The sequence below is a fragment of the Actinoplanes sp. NPDC051513 genome (genome assembly GCF_044454685.1).
In the GTDB taxonomy this organism is placed as follows: domain Bacteria; phylum Actinomycetota; class Actinomycetes; order Mycobacteriales; family Micromonosporaceae; genus Actinoplanes.
This window is the reverse complement of sequence record NZ_JBITDW010000045.1, coordinates 1-17,063: the sequence shown is the minus strand read 5'-3', so window position 1 is coordinate 17,063 and position 17,063 is coordinate 1. Positions and strand designations below refer to the sequence as shown.

12 protein-coding genes and 3 pseudogenes are annotated in these 17,063 nt (G+C 67.9%); 11 read left to right on the top strand and 4 right to left on the bottom strand.

Annotated features, from left to right (window positions below):
* Positions 1–562: 562 nt before the first annotated feature.
* The 5 genes and pseudogenes from ACIA5D_RS50585 to ACIA5D_RS50565 all read left to right on the top strand — a co-directional run bounded on the left by ACIA5D_RS50585 (position 563) and on the right by ACIA5D_RS50565 (position 4,762).
* The gene (locus ACIA5D_RS50585; RefSeq protein ID WP_396037913.1) at positions 563–970 is read left to right on the top strand and encodes a YbaB/EbfC family nucleoid-associated protein; all 408 of its coding nucleotides are present in this window, start codon (positions 563–565) and stop codon (positions 968–970) included.
* Positions 960–1,295, top strand: coding sequence for a hypothetical protein (locus ACIA5D_RS50580; protein WP_396037912.1), 336 nt, complete (start codon positions 960–962; stop codon positions 1,293–1,295). Before ACIA5D_RS50585 ends, ACIA5D_RS50580 begins: the two co-directional genes overlap by 11 nt.
* A complete protein-coding gene (locus ACIA5D_RS50575; RefSeq protein WP_396037911.1) occupies positions 1,292–2,653 on the top strand; it encodes a hypothetical protein in 1,362 nt (453 codons plus the stop codon). Before ACIA5D_RS50580 ends, ACIA5D_RS50575 begins: the two co-directional genes overlap by 4 nt.
* Before the next feature lie 2 nt (positions 2,654–2,655).
* Positions 2,656–3,261 (top strand): hypothetical protein, encoded by a 606-nt coding sequence (locus ACIA5D_RS50570; RefSeq protein ID WP_396037910.1) that lies wholly within the window; start codon positions 2,656–2,658, stop codon positions 3,259–3,261.
* Between the two features lie 196 nt (positions 3,262–3,457).
* Positions 3,458–4,762 (top strand): annotated as a pseudogene (locus tag ACIA5D_RS50565) (IS701 family transposase).
* A gap of 692 nt (positions 4,763–5,454) precedes the next feature.
* On the opposite strand, the gene ACIA5D_RS50560 reads toward ACIA5D_RS50565, so the two are convergent.
* Positions 5,455–5,589 (bottom strand): hypothetical protein, encoded by a 135-nt coding sequence (locus ACIA5D_RS50560; RefSeq protein WP_396037909.1) that lies wholly within the window; start codon positions 5,587–5,589, stop codon positions 5,455–5,457.
* 65 nt (positions 5,590–5,654) lie between these two features.
* Here ACIA5D_RS50560 and ACIA5D_RS50555 point away from each other — a divergent pair, with 65 nt between their 5' ends.
* The 5 genes from ACIA5D_RS50555 to ACIA5D_RS50535 all read left to right on the top strand — a co-directional run bounded on the left by ACIA5D_RS50555 (position 5,655) and on the right by ACIA5D_RS50535 (position 13,057).
* Entirely contained in the window at positions 5,655–5,930 is a 276-nt protein-coding gene (locus ACIA5D_RS50555) for a hypothetical protein (protein WP_396037908.1), read from the top strand.
* 302 nt (positions 5,931–6,232) lie between these two features.
* Positions 6,233–7,474, top strand: a complete 1,242-nt coding sequence (locus ACIA5D_RS50550; RefSeq protein WP_396037907.1) for a hypothetical protein — start codon at positions 6,233–6,235, stop codon at positions 7,472–7,474.
* Between the two features lie 134 nt (positions 7,475–7,608).
* On the top strand, positions 7,609–8,166 hold the full coding sequence (locus tag ACIA5D_RS50545) for a hypothetical protein (RefSeq protein ID WP_396037906.1): 558 nt from the start codon (positions 7,609–7,611) through the stop codon (positions 8,164–8,166).
* On the top strand, positions 8,163–9,278 hold the full coding sequence (locus ACIA5D_RS50540; protein WP_396037905.1) for a hypothetical protein: 1,116 nt from the start codon (positions 8,163–8,165) through the stop codon (positions 9,276–9,278). The genes ACIA5D_RS50545 and ACIA5D_RS50540 overlap by 4 nt, the downstream gene beginning before the upstream one ends.
* A 1,019-nt stretch (positions 9,279–10,297) precedes the next feature.
* Entirely contained in the window at positions 10,298–13,057 is a 2,760-nt protein-coding gene (locus ACIA5D_RS50535; RefSeq protein WP_396037904.1) for a hypothetical protein, read from the top strand.
* 180 nt (positions 13,058–13,237) lie between these two features.
* Here ACIA5D_RS50535 and ACIA5D_RS50530 read toward each other — a convergent pair.
* From ACIA5D_RS50530 to ACIA5D_RS50520, 3 genes and pseudogenes are all read right to left on the bottom strand, one after another.
* A pseudogene (locus ACIA5D_RS50530) lies at positions 13,238–13,321 on the bottom strand (hypothetical protein); the annotation flags it as partial.
* 263 nt (positions 13,322–13,584) lie between these two features.
* A complete protein-coding gene (locus ACIA5D_RS50525; RefSeq protein WP_396037903.1) occupies positions 13,585–14,778 on the bottom strand; it encodes a hypothetical protein in 1,194 nt (397 codons plus the stop codon).
* 364 nt (positions 14,779–15,142) lie between these two features.
* Positions 15,143–16,147: a hypothetical protein gene (locus ACIA5D_RS50520; RefSeq protein WP_396037902.1), complete on the bottom strand. Its 1,005-nt coding sequence runs from the start codon at positions 16,145–16,147 to the stop codon at positions 15,143–15,145.
* Positions 16,148–16,490: 343 nt separating this feature from the next.
* Between ACIA5D_RS50520 and ACIA5D_RS50515 the strand changes: the two are divergent.
* Positions 16,491–16,936, top strand: a pseudogene (locus ACIA5D_RS50515) (endonuclease NucS domain-containing protein); the annotation flags it as partial.
* Between the last annotated feature and the right edge of the window lie 127 nt (positions 16,937–17,063).

The following is a 17,063-nucleotide window of genomic DNA, read 5'->3' as shown; positions in this document are numbered from 1 at the left end:
GCAGGGTTGATGATGTGGGGTGCGGTCATCGTGATGGTGCCTTTCGAGAGTGCTGTGGAAGGTTCACTCGAAAGATCACGCGATGACCGCGCTCTTCGTTCAGCCCGCAGACGGGCCGCCCGCTGATCACGCCGATCGCGTTACACCACTATCAGGGACGCCACTTCGGCTCGCCGACCCACGGCGAGGTGAAGGTGACTGCGGACGTGTCGGCGACCTGGTGGGGCGTGGATGGCAGGGTGCTGTCGTACAAAAGCCGAGCCCGGACGTGGCGGGTTACCACACGCGAACACAACGGGTGGCAGGTAACCGAGGTCGAGGCGCCGGCCTGGTGCGGCGGCTATGTGCTCGCGTCGAAATGCTGGCCCTAGCGCTGAGCGGTGTTGCGGGATCAGTTGTGCGATGTAATCAGCGGGCTTACAGCCGGTCCGCTGTGGCTCCGTTGGCCGGCTTGAACTCTGCCGGGTGCCGGAGCAGCGCCGTCCTGTCCATGGAGGCTGCCTGATGACGGCACTCGATACCCTGTCCGTGGCAGCAGCCGGCCAGCACGGGGAGGGTCATCATGCCGAACGACATCGACGCGGCCGAGGACTGGCTGGACAGTTGGGCAGCCGGCGTCAACGAGCAGGCCGAGCGCAGCGCCGCCCTGGCCCGCCGGGTCGCGGCGCTGACCGGCAGCGCGCAGAACCGGGACGGATCCATCAAGGTCACCGTCGGCTCCGCCGGGCAGGTCGAGGCGCTCGAGCTCGACGACCGGGTGCAGCAGCTACGCGGCGCCGAGCTGTCCCGGCGGATCCTGGTCGTGATGCGCGACGCCCAGGCCAGCCTGGCCCGCCAGGTCGCCGGCCAGGTGCAGGCGACCGTGGGCGCCGACACCGAAACCGGCCGGGCGGTGATCCACTCGTTCGAGACGCGGTTCCCCGACCGCGACGCCGACAACGATGCAGAGGACGACCGTCGTGGCCGCTGACCAGGTGCAGTTCCCCGGCCAGCGGGTCACCCAGCACGCCGGCAGCGTCGACCAGGTCGGCGGCGCCATGGAACTGGCCCGATCCGCTGTCCACGATGTGACCATGGACAGCGGCGCCTACAGGGTGCTGTGCCAGTTCCTGCCGGGAATCCTCAGCCCCGTCTTCGGGCTCGGTGCCGACGCGCTGTACCAGGCGGTCGACGTGCTCCACGAGACCGCCTCCGGGCTGCGCACCACCGCGGCGAGCATGTCCGCCACCGACGAGGCCGGCCGCGACCGGATCACCACCGCCGGCGGTAGCCAGACGCTGGAGCTGCCGTTGTGACGAACCCGCTGGTCGCTTCGGAACAGAGCTCGACAACCTGGTACACGGGCCTCGGGCTGGTCGAGGACGCGGCGCAGATCTCCAGCGGCATCCACGACAACAGCTGGGTCGACGGCACCCTCGGGACCGTCGGCGGCACCCTCGACCTGCTCGGCACCGTGATCGACCCGATCGGGTCGTTGGTCTCCTGGGGCGTGTCGTGGCTTATGGAGCACGTCAAGCCGCTCAAAGAAGCCCTCGACTGGCTCGCAGGCAACCCCGACGCGGTCGCCGCCCACGCTGCGACCTGGGCGAACGTTTCCAAGTTCACCGCCGACGCGCAGGCGCAGTACATGGACGCGCTCAGCCAGGAGATCGCCGACTGGCAGGGTGGCTCCGGCGACGCCTACCGGCAGCACGCCGGCATCGTCGCCCAAGTCATGCAAGGGATCTCGTCGGCGTCGCATGGCATCTCCTACGCCGTCGAAGGCGCCGGACTGCTCGTCGGCCTGGTCCGGGGCATCGTCCGGGACCTCATCGCCCAGTTCGTCGCCACCCTCGCCGCCCGGCTGCCGCAATGGCTCGCCGAGGAAGGCCTGACCCTCGGCCTGGCCACCCCGGTGGTGATCGGGCAGGTGTCCGCTCTGGTCGCCAAATGGGTCAACAAGATCCAGCATTTCGTGCGCGGGCTGCTGAACAGCCTCCGCAAGCTCCTGCCGAAGGTCAACTCGCTGGGTGAGGTCCTCACCGGCCTCAAGGAAGAACTCGCGAAACTGCTGCGCTCCACCCCGGGCGGCGGCCGCAGCGGCGACGAGCCGGACCTGACGCCCGGCCGCGGCTGGCACGACGGTGACCTGATACCGCCGCCGCGCGGCGGCAACGAGCTGCCGACCGATGCGCACCTCGGGGAGCGCTACCGCGGCGAGCACGATCCCACCAACCCGAACCGGGCCTTCAACCCCGACACGGTGCACTACATGACCCCGCAGGAACGCGAAGCGCACCGCTTGTTCGTCGACGGCGACGGCAATCTGCGCAGCGCCGCCGACGGCAGCCTCTACGACACGTCAGCCGGTGCAACCGCCTGGTCCGGGGGTGGCCGGGCGATCTTCGTTATGGACGGCAGCGGTAACCTGTACGCGACGCTGGACCAGCGCATCGGGCACACCCATCACTCGTCGCTGCTCGCCGGCGACTCCGTCGTCGGCGCCGGGGAGATCGAGGTCCGCAACGGCAAGCTGGTCGCGATGACCGACCAGAGCGGGCACTACCGGCCGGAGACCCAGATGAACGACCAGGTGCTGCAGAGCCTGCGCGATCAGGGCCTTGCGACCGATCCCGGCTTCAAGCAGTACGGATGGCACGGCCAGGAAAGGTGACCATGGATCAGGACCACGCGCGCGGGATCATGAACCAGTTGTTCTACCCGATCGACGGCGCACCCGACCTCAGCGATGCGACAGCCGTGCGCCTGGTCGACAACATGATCGACGGGCGGTTGTTCTCGTCCCCCGTGGAAGACTTCGCCGCTGCGATCGACGAGACGCTGCGGGCTGGATCCCTGCACCCGCAGACCGCCGAGATGAGCCAGCGGTATGCGGACGCCGAACTGCTGGAGTTCCTGCACCGGGTGGCACGCGAGCTCGGGACACGCCGGCCCTGGCCGCGACCGCGGTTCACGAAGCGGGATGTGGCCGAATGGGCCGAGTTCGGTGACGCCGCCGTCATCGGACAGGTCAACCGCCCGGCGCACCAGATCACCGGAGCCCTGGGATATTCCTTCGACCAGGTGCCCGCCGGCGAGGGCAAACTGCCGGTACTGGTCGTGCAGATGCGTACCGGCGAGGTGGTCGCGCTGATGGGATCGGTCGATCCGCGCTCGACGATGTTTACCCTGCTCCACCGCGGCGAAGGCGATCGCGACGAAGTCCTCGCCCACTTCCGTGAACTGACCGGGTTCAACACCAACGATGTAGTGCCGGTCTGAGCAGCGCGGACACTCGGAACGTGGTCTCGGCACGGGTCGCGGCGCTCTGCTGGCTACGGGCAGCGGCCGCGCGGCCCGAACCAGGGTGCCGCAAGCGAGCTGGGGGCTAATGCCACGGCGTGGGACTAGTAGTGCTTTGTCACCTTTCGGGTGGGTGATGGCTACAGATGCGGGTTGATGTTGGTGTCGTCGAGAGATGGACACTGTTGCGGTGCAGCGTCTCGGCGATGACCTGGCCGATTTCGTGGGGGATGTGTTCGGGTCGCTGAACTATGCGGGTTGGCAGGATCGGACCGGGCATTATCTTCGCGGGTTGATGCTGGACGGTCGGAGCAAATCGATCCAGCCGATGGCTGCCCGGCTGCACGGCCAGCATGAACAGGCGTTGAACCACTTCGTCACGAACAGCCCGTGGGACGTGGCACCGGGGCGCCGTCGGATCGCTGAACGGGTCGCCGAGGCGTTGGACGTCCCGGCGTGGGCGATCCATGACACCAGTCTGCTCAAGTACGGCAGAGCCTCGCCGTGCGTGGCCCGACAGTACACCGGCACCGCCGGGAAGATCACGAACTGTCAGGTCGCGGTCAGCGTCAGTCTGGTGACCGAGACGGATTCTGCCCGGTCGACTGGCGGCTGTTCGTGCCCGCGTCCTGGGATCCTGCCTCACCGAAGGCCGCCGTGGACGTGATCGCGCGGCGCGCTCAGCACAGATCCCGGATGCGGTCGGCACACGCCAAAGTGGCGGCTCGCCCTGGCGATGATCGACGAACTGCTCGGCTGGGGGTTACGGCCGAGCGTGCTGGTCGCCGACGCCGGTTACGGCGACGCCAGCGAGTTCCGGCAAGCCCTCGCCGAGCGCAGCATCGAATATGCGGCGCAGGTCGCGCACACGATCACCGCCTACCCTCTCGACGTTGAACGCACGACGGTGCCTTACCGCGGGGACGGCGCCTACCCGAAGAAGATCTACCGGCAACCGGCGGTCCCGGTCCGGGCCTTGATGCTGGCCGCCGGACCGGTCGCGGCCCGACGAGTGACCTGGCGCGACAGCTCCCGCCAACGAGCCGGCCGGCTGATCCCGACGACCTCGAAGTTCGTTGTTCGGCGGGTCCGACCGGCCGGACCGGCGATCCGCTCAGCGCGTCTCGGCGAGGACCTGCCCGAGGCCTGGCCGATCGCCGAATGGCCGGCCGGCGAACCAGAGCCGGTCAAGTACTGGTCGAAGGGGTGGGAGCCGACCGACCTGCGACAGCTTGGAACGTACGGTGGGTCAGCGTTCGGTGTACGTGCCGTTGATCGTGCGCCGATCGTCCACGGGTCCGACGGCGAGGGCCGCCTGCTACGGCGCCGCGTTCTTGAAAAGGCCCACGTAGGCGACGACGGCGATGACGAACTGCACCATCGCGGAGTAGGCGGCGCGATCCACGGCGACGGTCAACCCCACCGCGACCCCGGGTGGGTGTCGTTGAACGACCATGGAAACGGGTTGCTGGATCGCTAGACGGTGTTGCCTATTTCTGCGGCCGTTGGTAATACTGGCCGAGGAACTTCGGTTTTAGAGATTTGGTGGGGACGCCACCGTCGCGGGCGGCGACGTCCCCGGCGCGGCGATTCTTCAGGTGAGCAGCCTATTGATCAGCTCAACGAGGGCGCCGGTTACCGACTTGGTGGCCGGCGCCTCGTTGTCCCTCCAGATCGACCACATCCGCATGGCGTAATAGCACGTCCGTGTCGCATCGCCGGTGATCTGGGCTGATCGCTTCACCACCTCCAACAAGCGAGGGTGGGGCTTCTTAGGTTGCCGGTCTTGGCCCGCCCGGGGAGGGCCAGCCGCCACCGGCTGATCGATGGGGGTAGGCAAGGTGACTCCTCTCTGCAGCTTCGCGCCCGTTGCGCTGGCCGCGGCCGTCGGGCCAGCGATTGCGGGACGCGCCGAGGAATCGCCTTCCGTAGCCCCTTTTGCTGTGCTCGCTCTATGGTCGGGGGAAACAGATTTTCAAGCAACTGCCCAGGGATCGCGTATAGTAAAAGGCTTCGCGAAAGAAGATCATCAATATTGATTGTTCGTAGGTGCACTTGGCGCTTATGTGCCTACGGGTTGATCAAGGGTTTGATGCGATCCGCATTGAAGAACTAGGTGACTTCATGACTTTAGTGATCTGAGTCATAGATCGGTTCGCGAGAAAATATGCCTCACTCGGCGAGGTTCCGCTTCAACGGATCGGCAGGAAACGCCGGAATCCAAGGCGGACGGCGACGGGCGGCGGGCCGCCGCCCGTCCGGGGCGCCGACGTAGGTGGGCAGTTCGGGAAACACGATCGAATCCATGAGGGAATCCGACGGGTGAAGGGGCGAAAGAAACTGTCAGGCCCCCGCCGTACGGTCCCGGGGGTGTGGAGCGTGTCGTCCTGGGCGAGGCCGAACATCGCGTGGGGCGGCTGTGGGTGCGGGGCCGGCGCGGCAACCTCCACCACGGGCTGATCGGCATGGGTGAGCTCGCCGACCGGCGCTGGTTCATCGCGAAGGCCGAACGGGGCACGAACATGGCGTGGATTGCCGGCGACGAGCGGGCCGCCTGCTCGGCGGTGGAACGCTTGATCGCCCGGCGCGGCGGTCACGAGACCTGGCAGGAAATCAAGCCGGAACCGCAGGTGGCTGACTCACTCTGACGAGCCGTGGGCAGCACCCGGCCGGCGGAGGCCGGGGAGGGTTCTGGGTCCTGCGCAAGTCGCTCGCGTCGATCGGGTCCACCATGCTCTGCGCGCCGTTCAGCCGGGGGCCTGAGAGTCGAGAAGGCGGCTGTCGTGCCGGCTCATTGTGGCCTGCCTGAACGGCAAAGTTCCCGCGTTCGATGCGCAGTCCGACCCGCTGTGCGGTACGAGGCAGATCTGGGACACAGCCCGGCCCGGACAGCCGGGAGGCGCCGAGACTTGAGTCGCGACCTCCCGTCCTCTGTACCCAGGGAGAAACCATGCTGCCGCAGGATCACGAACTTCGCGCCGTACGGCCGGTCAAAGAACGCATCGAGGACGATCTCCTGCGCCTGCCCGGCGTCGTGGGTGTCGACATCGGGCTCAAACGAGTAGCCGGGCAACCCACCGACACGGTCGCGATCCGCGTGCTCGTCGTGGAGAAGCGCGACGTTGACGACGCCGAACGCGTCCCAGAAACCATAAACGGCATCGCCACCGACGTCATCCAGACAGGCCCGATCAGCTTCCTAACTTGCGCGTCGCCGGCGCTCGACCAGGGCCGCTACGACCCCCTTGTCGGCGGCATCAGCATCGGCACCCGAGCCGGACCGGAGGGCGTCGGCACCCTGGGCTGCATCCTGCAGGCCAACGGCACCGGTCAGCTACTGGCGTTGAGCAACTGGCACGTGCTGGTCGGTGGGGTGGCGGGGGCGCTGTCGGTAATCCAGCCCGGGCCCGGCGACGGCGGAAACTCGCCGGGCGACATCATCGGTCAGGTCTCCCGGTCGGCCATCAACGAGAACGTCGATGCCGCGGTCGTGCCGATCTCCGCTCGTGCCGCCCTGCCGCTGGTGAACGGCGTCGGCCGGATCGCCGGCTGGCGGCGCGCGGCGATCGGCGACCGGGTGAAGAAGCACGGCCGCAGCTCCGGCACGACGTGGGGTGACGTGGACACGGTCGACGCCACAATCTCGCTGATCGATGGTGGGGTCAACCGGGTCTTCCGGCGCCAGATCGCCGTGTGGCGAGCCGACGGTGTCAGCTCCACGTTTGTCTGCCCCGGTGACTCCGGGTCGGCCGTGGTCATCGCCTACTCCAACCAGGTGGTCGGCTTGTTGTTCGCCGGAGGCGGCGGGAATCCGTTCTTCCCCGACGGCGCGCTGGCCTACTGCAATCCGATCGTGGACGTCCTGTACGCGATGGACGCCACGGTGTACGCGCCCAAGACCAAGGAGAAGGACAAAGACAAGGACCACGAGAAGCTCGGCGGCGAGAAGGCCATGAAGGAGCAAGACGTCCAGCTCGCCGCAAAGCTCGCCGTCGAGGCCGCCTTGGTCGACCCGGTCGGCGAGGCGTACTTCACCGCTGAGCAAGAACAAGGATCCACATCGGCGCCGATGGCCGAACGGCTCGCCCGGCTCGAGGCATCCGTGAACGAACTGCGGCACTTCATCCGCCCACAGGACCGGGACGAACCCATCCGGCCGCAGATGGGCGACGACGAATCAGGCGCCGGCTGAGCATGTGGCTTTTGCTCACTGACGACACCGCGGAGGGCGCCTGGCTCGCCGCCGGCCTAACTCGACGCGGGCTGACGCCATGCCGAGTCGCCGGATCCGCGCACCTCGGGCCGACCGCACGATGGGATCACCGAGTGACGCGGCACGGGGCATCGATCCGCGTCGAATGCGACGGGTTCGCCATCGTGGGTGCCGAGGTGCGCGGCGTGGTCAACCGGCTCGGCGGCGGTCCGCGGTGGACGGTGGGCATTCCCGTATCCGATCGTGACCGCCGCTACGCCAATGCTGAGCTGCGTGCGTTCTTCCTCAGCTGGTTGACCGCCCTGCCCTGCCCCGTCGTCAATCCGCCGACTGCAGCCAGTCTCGATCCCGTCCAGTGGACGCTGCTCGCCGCGGCCGCGGGCCTGCCCGCCGCACCCGTGCGGCTACGCACAGGAACCCTCATGACGGAAACCTCCAGCCGGTTTCACCTCCTCGTCATCGGGGACGCTGTCATCGGCGCATCGTCGGACGCCATCGCACAGGCGTGCCGACGGTTGAGCCGCCTCGGCGCGACACCGATCCTGGGTGTCGCCCTCGGCGACGACGGCAGGTTCAGCGCCGCCAACCCAACACCGGACCTCGTCGAGGCCGGACCGCAGGCCATCGACGCGCTGGCCGACCTACTCACCAATTGCGTCACGCCGCGATGATCGCCCTCCTCGGAGTACCGACGGACACTCAGCTCGACCTCGTCGGCGGCCACCTGGCTGATCAGGGACGGGACTTCACATTCTGGGACCAGCGCCGGCTGCACGACGCCGACGCGGACCTGACCGTCGAGAGCGGCCGGGTCGAAGGCCGGCTGCACCTCGGCGGGCAGTCAACCGATCTGCAAACCGTGCATGCGCTCTACAACCGCCCGATGGCTCTCGACGAGCTTCCCGCATTCCGCGGTGCCGCCTGGCGGGAGCGCCTGGCCCGCATCCACCGGATTCTCGAGGTGTGGTCGGACACGACCCCGATCCGCGTCGTCAACAGGCTCGCGGCCATGGCCTCCAACTCGTCGAAGCCGTACCAAGCGCAGCTCATCCAGGACGCCGGCTTCGCGGTACCCGAAACGCTCGTCACGAACGATCCGGACCTTGTCCGCGATTTCGCCGCCCGGCACCCGAGGCTGATCTACAAATCGATCAGTGCAGTCCGGTCGGTTGTCAGCGAGCTCGCAGCGGCCGACCTCGACCGTCTGGATGCCATCCTGTGGTGCCCAGCGCAGTTCCAGGAGTACGTCAATGGGTTCGACATCCGGGTACACGTCGTCGGCGAGCAGACATTCGCCACACGGATCGACAGCGAGGCCATCGACTACCGGTACGCCGCCCGGCAGGGCGGCGTCGCATCGTTCTCCGCCTTCCGCATCGACGATGACCTGGCGTGCCGGTGCGTGGCGCTGACTGCTCGGCTCGGCCTGTCGGTCAGCGGCGTGGACCTTCGCCTGGCCGACGACGGCGAGGTTTTCTGTTTCGAAGTGAATCCGAGCCCCGCGTTCGGCTACTACGAGCAGCGCACCGGTCAGGAGATGAGCCGCTCGGTGGCCTATCTGCTCGCCTGCGGTGGGCCCGAAGCCAAAGGTCGATCTGTGCGCGGCCATCCGCCGGAACTCGAGGCCGGAACGGCTGTCGATCCGGTCGTTAACTGCCAAGCGCAGGATTCATCGGCGGATTGTGCAGAAGGCCTTGAGCTCGGCGTAGCCGGCGCGGGTGTTGTCACCCCCGCGGGGGTGACAACACGACGGCCGGGCGGCCAGGACGGAGGGGTCGATTGAGCTCAACGGCGGGTCGATGTCGGCACGGGCAGAGACCGCTTCGACTGGGATGACCATGAAACTCGAGACGAGGATGTGGTCGATCGGCTCAGTGTGGCCCTGGTTGGTCCGGGAGTAGAACTGGCCGGCCGGCATGACCCTGCGATGTGCCGTGTTCTGTCGGCACCTGTTCGGTCGGTTGACGCCGGGTCTTATTGGTTCAACCATGGGCGTTCCAGCCGGACGTTCACTCCTATTGATCATTGGTTGGACGGTCATGATTGGAGTGCGGCTTGTCGGGCGAGGAGTCAATCAACCATCGGGTTGAGCGCTTGCGGGGTCCGCTGCCGCCGGCATGTCGGGGTTGGAAACTTGTATTGGACTCTTCGGGGGTGGACAAGACCGTTCGTCCTTTCGATGGCACTGATCGATCGGTGCGTCCATCCATATCGGTCCACGACGACGCCGCAACGTGATGCCACGATCGGGTGACATGCGGCTGCGAGCAGGCGGACACGTATGGGTCGCCGAAGGTGGACGACGTTCTCGTCGTCTTTGGTTTCGGCGCGACAGCGCTCACCGGGCAGGCGGGGGTTCGGGCGAACTGGCAGTCTCCTCGGCAAGCGTCGGAAAGTGGGCTGGCGTCCGGCGTGCGGGCAGCCGTCCGCAGGTGCCGCGGCTAGGATCCGCCAGAACGGGGTCAGGAACAGTGCCGTCCCGCAATCTGCTCCTGACCCTGTCACCACGCCTACCGCTGCCTTCGGCCGGCGAGGGCGGTGATGAGCGTGACGACCGCGGCGGCGAAGTAGAGCAGGTCGCCAGTGGCGCGTGCGATGGTGATCCAGTCGTGGATGTTCAAGATGTCTCCCGCGGTGTTGGGCGGGGTGGCCGGCCGGGCCCCTGTCGGTGTTGCTGAATCGACGGTGGCAGCAAGCCGGCGGGTCCGGCAGCCGGTCCGAACCATCCCGGAGTAGGCCGACGGCTGTCGGCCAGGTGACGTGGGCTTTCGGCCTGGGACTACGCGGGTCTACGGTGGTCCGGTGCCGTCCGGTGACCCGCCACCGAACCCCCCGGCCAGCCCAGACGACGTTCACACGCTGGCCGAGCTCGCGGCCGCCTTGAACCGGCTGCGCGGTAGCCGCTCGTACAAGACGTTGATGCGGGCAGCGCCGAGCCTGCGGCAGAGCACGTTGAGTGATCTGCTCAAGGGCAAGTCGGTGCCCACCCGGGTAACGGTGGTGGCGTTCCTGTCTGCCTGCGGCCTCGAGACCTTGGAGCTGGAGCCGTGGCTGGCCGCGTGGGAGCGGGTGAGGACCTCGCATCTGCGCAAGCCGCCCGGCGCGATGCGGGTTCGCGACGCAGACCCGCGGCGTCTCGGAGTGCATGCGTCGATCCAGGTCAACCCTGGCGTCGACGATCTTCCGGTCTATGTGCCGCGCGACCTGGACGCCGAGCTGCGTACCGCGATCACCGCCGCAGCCGCGAGGGGCGGGTTCGTGCTGGTCAAGGGTAGTTCGTCGGTCGGCAAGACACGGTCGCTGTTCGAGACGGTGCGTGCAGTGCTGCCGGACTGGTGGCTGCTGCAAACGGCCAACGCCGCCGCGGTGAAGGCGTTGGCGGAGGCGCCGGCGCCGCGCACGGTGGTTTGGCTAGACGAGCTGCAGGGCTATCTCAGCCATCCGGGTGGCATTACGGCTGGTGCGGTTCGGTTGCTGCTCGAGGCGGGTTCGGTGGTGGTGGGCACCCTGTGGCCGAGCGAGTACGCCGTCCGCGCGGCTCTACGGACGCCGGGGCAACCCGATCCATTCGCTGAGGACCGCGAATTGCTGGGTCTCGCAAGGATCGTCGATGTACCGGAGGCGTTCAGTCCTGCTGAGCGCAGACGCGCGGAGGAACTCGCCCCCGCTGACGCGCGGATTCGTTCCGCGCTGGACACCGCCGATGCTGGCCTCACGCAGGTGCTGGCAGCTGGCCCGGAGTTAGTCCGCTGGTGGGAGCACGCCGACGGCAGCCTCGCTCCGCAGAGTTACGGCAAGGCCGTTATCACCGCGGCGCTGGATGCGCGGAGGGTCGGCGCGGATATGCCGCTGACTGCCGACTTCTTTGACCAGGCAGCACGGACCTACCTCACGTCGGCGCAGCAGGCCACGTCGCCCGGAGACTGGCTGGCTCAGGCGATCGACTATGCGGCCACACCGCTGCACGGTGCTGCGGCGTGCTTGGCCCCTGTCGCTGCCCGTATGGGCGAGACAGCCGGCTGGGTCACCGCGGACTACCTGCACCAACATGCGCTTCAGTTGCGTCGAACGACGGTCGTGCCGGACTCGGTGTGGTGCGCGCTCGCTGCATGCGTCGATGATGTCGACGCGTTCCGGATCGCTGATCAAGCGGAGCGGCGAGGGCAGATAGATCATGCTATTGCCCTCTATCGCCGGGCAGCCGACGGCGGTGCCTTCGCCGCCCCGCTGATGCTTTCGTTGCTGGTGACGCAAGACCGCCTCGATGAGGCGGTGGCAGCACTCGCTGCCCGCCCGTACGACAACCCAATCTGGACCATCCCCGTAGAACGCCTGGTTCTGGCCTTGATCAAGCACGACCGGTTCGAAGAGGCCCTTGCCCTCATTCAAGATCGTCCGGAGCACCTGACCCTCCTACGGGCACGTGATTCGGTTGAATTTCTCTGTGCGCGAGGTCGCCGAGGCGACGCGATCGCGTTGCTACGTGTGCTTGCCGATGTCGACAACATCGACGCGGCCATGAACCTCAGCAGCCTCCTGGCCGACGACGGCGAGACCGATGAGCTGCGCCGGCTTGCCGACAGAGGAATCCGGATGGCCGGTCACTACTTGGCGCGCCAACTGGCCGACCGAGGCGCCGTTGAGGACCTTCGACAGCGTGCCGATGCTGGCGACGCTGACGCGGGAGGATTTCTGGCAAGGCTGTTAGCCAGCGATGGGAAAATCGACGAGCTGCAGCAACGTGCCGATCGCGGGGATGGGGATGCTGCGACAACGCTTGCGGACCTTCTGCTTCGTCTTGGCCGCCTCGAGGAGGCAGAGGTCCTGCTGCAGCAGCAGGCCGCCGCCGGTGACTCGTGGGCGCTGCATAGCCTGACTCGAGTGCTGGCCGACCAGGGCCGGTATGAGGGGGCGATCGCTGCCCTGACACGCCATGTCGAAGCCGGGGCCAACGCTGATATAGGGGATCTGGTCAGACTGCTGACCGAGTGCGGCCGTGTCGAAGAGGCAATCGATTACTGCCGGCAGCGGCTGGACTTCGACGACGAGTACGCAGCCGCATCGCTGGCCGACCTGTGGATTCAGCAGGGTCGAGTCGACGACGCGATCGCGCTGTTGTCGCAATGGCCGCCCGGCCAGCCCAGAACCTTCGCCCCGGGCCGACTGGTCGACTTGATGGCAGAACAGGGCCGTGTCGAAGAGTTGCGGGAGCGCGCTGACGCCGGAGATTTATCTGCCCCGCACCGGCTGGCTGAGGTATTGACCAACTCGGGCGGCATCAACCGGGCGACAGAGGAATTGCGGCAACTGGCAGAAGCAGGAGTTTCTTGGGCCCCTGGCCCGCTGGCGGACCTGCTGGCTGAGCAGGGCCGTGTCGACGAGCTGAGGCAGCGCGCAGACGCCGGAGACTTCTCTGCGGCCCGCCGCCTCGGCGACCTGCTGGTTGATCAGGGCAGGGTTGATGAGCTCGAGCTGGAGGTAGTTGCAGGAACTCCCGGTGCATTCAACCTTCTGAGTGGGCTGCGCCGCGATCAGACGCTGGGTCTTGACCGACGCCGATGATCGGTCCGTGGCACCCGGATCCGAGATGGTGCTAGGTCTTCTGCCCGGAGAGGTTGGGTACACAGCTGGCGGGTGGTTCGCCGATGGTGGTGTGGTGGCGGTGGTGACCCTATTCGGCATGGTCTTGACGAGGCCTTGGTAGACGTGGTCGGCCTGGCGCGCAACGGCACAGGCCACTCGTCCAGCCGCGCTGTATTGCGAAGTGATGATGATGATGATGATGTCGGCGGCCTCGTCGTGAAGCTGCTGGACAAGGTGTCCGATGAGCGGGAGAGCATCGCTGTGGTGGGCCGTGGACTCGACCGGGACTCAGGTTGAGGCACCGGCCTGGTGCGACGGCTATGTCCGCCAGGACGCCTGTCCGAACCGCTGAGAAGGTCGGCTCCGGCGACGGGCCTCAGTCGGGCATGCCCACTCCTTCACATCCGCCGGCTGCCGCGCCTTTGTCCGGGGTTGACGACTACTGCCTCGGCGTCAGCATGGTCGACGGAAGGCGCCGCCAGCGGGAAGACTGACGCCGTGCAGCCCTACCAGGGCCGTTGCAGTCCCAGCCGGACGATCCTCAGCTTGGTGCCGAGCGGGGCGGCCCGGAAGAACCAGGCGGCCTGATTCTCGTCGACGAACACGAGCAGCCCGGATAGGTGACGCCACAGCCTGGGATCATCGGGCTCCGGAGACGCCACCCCGATCAGTCGCTCGTTCTCATACACCGCGAACCCGTTGGCCGTCCGGCGCGAACGACCCCTGATAGTGACCTTCCCGGTCACTTCGACGCTGCCCCGCAGATACTCGCCCAGCCGCCGCAGGAAACCGGTGGGCGGTCGCACGTAGGAATCGCGTCGCTGCGGGTCTTGCCCGCTCGAGCAGGTGGCCGGATCGTGGCCGTCGCCCGGCGCCGGGCCGCGCTCGATGGATGCGGGCAACCGATCGGGCCGCGGCCGGCTCAGCTGCTCCCGGCTCGCGGCCAGCTCGGCCCGGAGCGCGGCAGGCAGCCGCAGCCCGCCAGGCTGCAATGTGAACTGGCGAAGTGGATACCACCGGCGCACGATGCGGTCGGCGAGAGACGGAGGATGGTGGACCGTGAAGACTCCGAGGTTGGGCGCCGCCCGCCAACCGACCCTCCCCCGGTGCGGTTGACCGAGCGGAACACCGACCATGCGTTCGGCGACGTCGAGGTACCAGACATCGAGGTGCTGCTGGAGCAGGATGCCCGGCCCGTCGACGCTGGGATGCCACAGCCAGACATCGACGATGCTCTGGTCCGCGTAGTCGCGGTGGCGTGCAGACCAGTCGGCGTCCGTCGGCGCCCGGGTCTGCAGCTCGACTGCGAGGCGAGCTCCGCTGGTGAACGTGACCAGCACGTCGGCGCGGCGGCTGCGGTCGCCCGTCCACCGTTCCATGTCGGTGCAGGCGACCCCCGGCTGCCGGTGCGCCCACCCGGCGATGAGTAGCTTGCCATCGACGTGCCACACCGTTTCCGGGTTGTGCCCGCCATGGGCGGTGCCGGGCGGATGCCGGAAGTACATGCGCCGGCGGCCACCCACCCGGAAACAGACCACCAGCGGAACGTCACGGCCGGACTGGTGGCAGTACAGGCAGAGCAGGCTGTGGTCACCGGCGAGGCCCTTGGCTCGCCAGTGCGCGTAGGTGCCTTGGCCGACGGTGACGGCGCGGCCCGTTGCGCGGTCGTAGCCGACGTTGATGGGTTCGTCTGTGGACACCTTCACCTCGGGAGATCGACTGTGCCGGGAGGGCCCGGACCGGCATCCGTTGGATGGGGGCAGGTCCGGGGAGGCAGGGCAGCGGCGCAAGGTGGCAGCCGCGCCGGGCAATCCGAGATTCGAGGTGGCGTCACCGGACGCCATCACCGCTCAGATCCACCACGGGGATCCCTGGCGAGCGGCATTCAAGGTAAAGAGCGTCAAGAGGACGCTGTGGCGCGCGTTGCGCGATCGTCGGTGACGATCGGAGCGCCACATCAGCCGGGCGCTGCCGATGAGTCGGCCGCAGGTCAGCGCCGGTGTACTCGGCGTGTCGCCCCCGGCTGGCCGCACCGTTGTGCGGTCGCGGGGCGCGGGACCTACTTCAGGCGGCCAGCTTGTCGAACGGCTTGCCGAGGGCGATACGCCGGAACGCTTCGATCTCCCGGATGTGGGCGTCGTGCACGTGCGGCACTAGTGCCGTCTCCGAGGCGTGCAGGCAGGCCGGGTAGCCGATCTCGTGCAGGGGATGCCCGGCCGGCGGGGCAGGGCTCTGCGGGTCCCAGCCCACCAGGCCGCAGATCATGTCGGCGGTGCGGCGGGTGTACGGCCGGGCGAGTGCCCACATCGGTTCGGCGTACATGGCGCGCAAGCTCCACAGGTCACTGCGGTCGGGAATCTTGGGCGCGGGCAGGCCGGGCATGTCCCGGCCGGCGAGCTTGTCGACTACCTCGCGGAGGCTGCTACGGCGGCCGGCGATCGGGATCTCCTCGGTGAGGCTGTTCTCCGCCAGCGCCGCGGCGGCGCCGTTGTCGTCCGGTGCCCCGAGCTCGGCGGCGTTGACCGCGGCGGTGACCTGGTCGTCGAAGTCGCGCCAGAACTCGAACGAGCCGACCCCGCAGGGCCACCAGTCGAGGTAGCTGTCCTTGTCGGTGATCGCGGGCCGGTCGGCGAACAGGGCGGCGATCTGCGGGAACCCGGTGGCGGTGAACCAGTCGGCCAGCTCCACCCGGCCCAGCCAGTCGGTCAGCCGCCACCAGGTGTCCCGCTTGGCTCGCGAGCAAGCGGCAGCGATCGCGAGTTGCAAGACGACGGGGCGCAGGTCGTCGGCGACGGCGTTGTACAGGTCGGTGCCCCATGCCTCGAGTACGGGGGAGTGGTGCATGTCCTTGGTGTGGGTGCCCACCGGCAGACCCAATGCCTCGGCGTAGGCGGACGTGAACGGGTGGGTGCCTTTCGGCTCGTCGTCGGTGTCGTCGAGGACGACGAGCCGGCCGGTCAGGGTGCGGTGGATGGGCACGTTGAGTTTGCCGGACTTGGCCCAGTTGTAGGCCGTCCGCCGCGGGATGCCGTTGCGATCAGCCCATTGGGACAGCGGGATAGGCGTCATGCAACGACGATGGCACAAATGGCACGTGCCATCCATGATGGCTGTGCCAATTGTGCCATCCACGTCTATGGACATAACCGGCACCACGGCCGCCGTGGTTGTCTGCACCTGCATCGCGCAGCGTCTGCGGTGCCGTCGCCAGTCGTCGACGTCGTGGCGTGCCCGTTGCGACCAGACTGTCCGGCAATCCTGCAGTGCCTGGGCGGCGCCGAACCCAGGGTGGCGTGCCACGGCCGCGTCGGTTGCACTGAACCTGCACTCGACCACCTGACCACCGGCTGCTTACGGCCTCGGACGGGGGTTCTCACGGCCGAACCTTGAGATCCTCTCGGCGCCGGATAGAGGCGAGGAGTTGCGGATCGCCCTCGAGGAGATGTTCCAGGACGCCTCGTACGAGCTGGGGGTGGACCCGGCTTGGTGAAGGACGGGGTGGAGGCCCACCTGCGGGAGTTGCTCGCCGAGCACCCGCAGACGACGGCTGGACCCTGGTCCGCCGCGAGTACATGACCGCGATCGGCCCGGTGGATCTACTGCGCCGCGACGCCGGCGGCGGCTCGGTGGCCGTGGAGATCAAGCGGCGCGGCGAGTTCGACGGCGTCGAGCAGCTCACCCGCTAACTCGAACTGGTGAACCGCGACCCCGCTGCTGGCCCCGGTGCTGGGCGTCTTCGCGGCCCAGGAGATCAAGCCGCAGGCCCGGGTCCTGGCCACCGGCCGCGGTATCCGGTGCGTGGTGGTCGACGACGACAAGCTGCGCGGCGTGGAGCGCAACGAGCTCACCCTGTTCTGACCGGCCGGATCTGACCGGCCGTGCCTCAGTCGACGGGCAGGCGCAGGCCGCGCACCGGTGAGGCCAGGGCGAGCAGGAGGCCGATCGCGGCTGGCACGGCCAGCAGGAGATAGGCGGTCCGGATCCC

Excerpts from the sequence above, each read along its gene's own strand:
- ACIA5D_RS50585 (WP_396037913.1), top strand. The coding sequence starts at position 563 with ATGCCGAACGACATCGACGCGGCCGAGGACTGGCTGGACAGTTGGGCA.
- ACIA5D_RS50570 (WP_396037910.1), top strand. The coding sequence starts at position 2,656 with ATGGATCAGGACCACGCGCGCGGGATCATGAACCAGTTGTTCTACCCG.
- ACIA5D_RS50560 (WP_396037909.1), bottom strand. The coding sequence starts at position 5,589 with ATGGATTCGATCGTGTTTCCCGAACTGCCCACCTACGTCGGCGCCCCG.
- ACIA5D_RS50550 (WP_396037907.1), top strand. The coding sequence starts at position 6,233 with ATGCTGCCGCAGGATCACGAACTTCGCGCCGTACGGCCGGTCAAAGAA.
- ACIA5D_RS50540 (WP_396037905.1), top strand. The coding sequence starts at position 8,163 with ATGATCGCCCTCCTCGGAGTACCGACGGACACTCAGCTCGACCTCGTC.
- ACIA5D_RS50520 (WP_396037902.1), bottom strand. The coding sequence starts at position 16,147 with ATGACGCCTATCCCGCTGTCCCAATGGGCTGATCGCAACGGCATCCCG.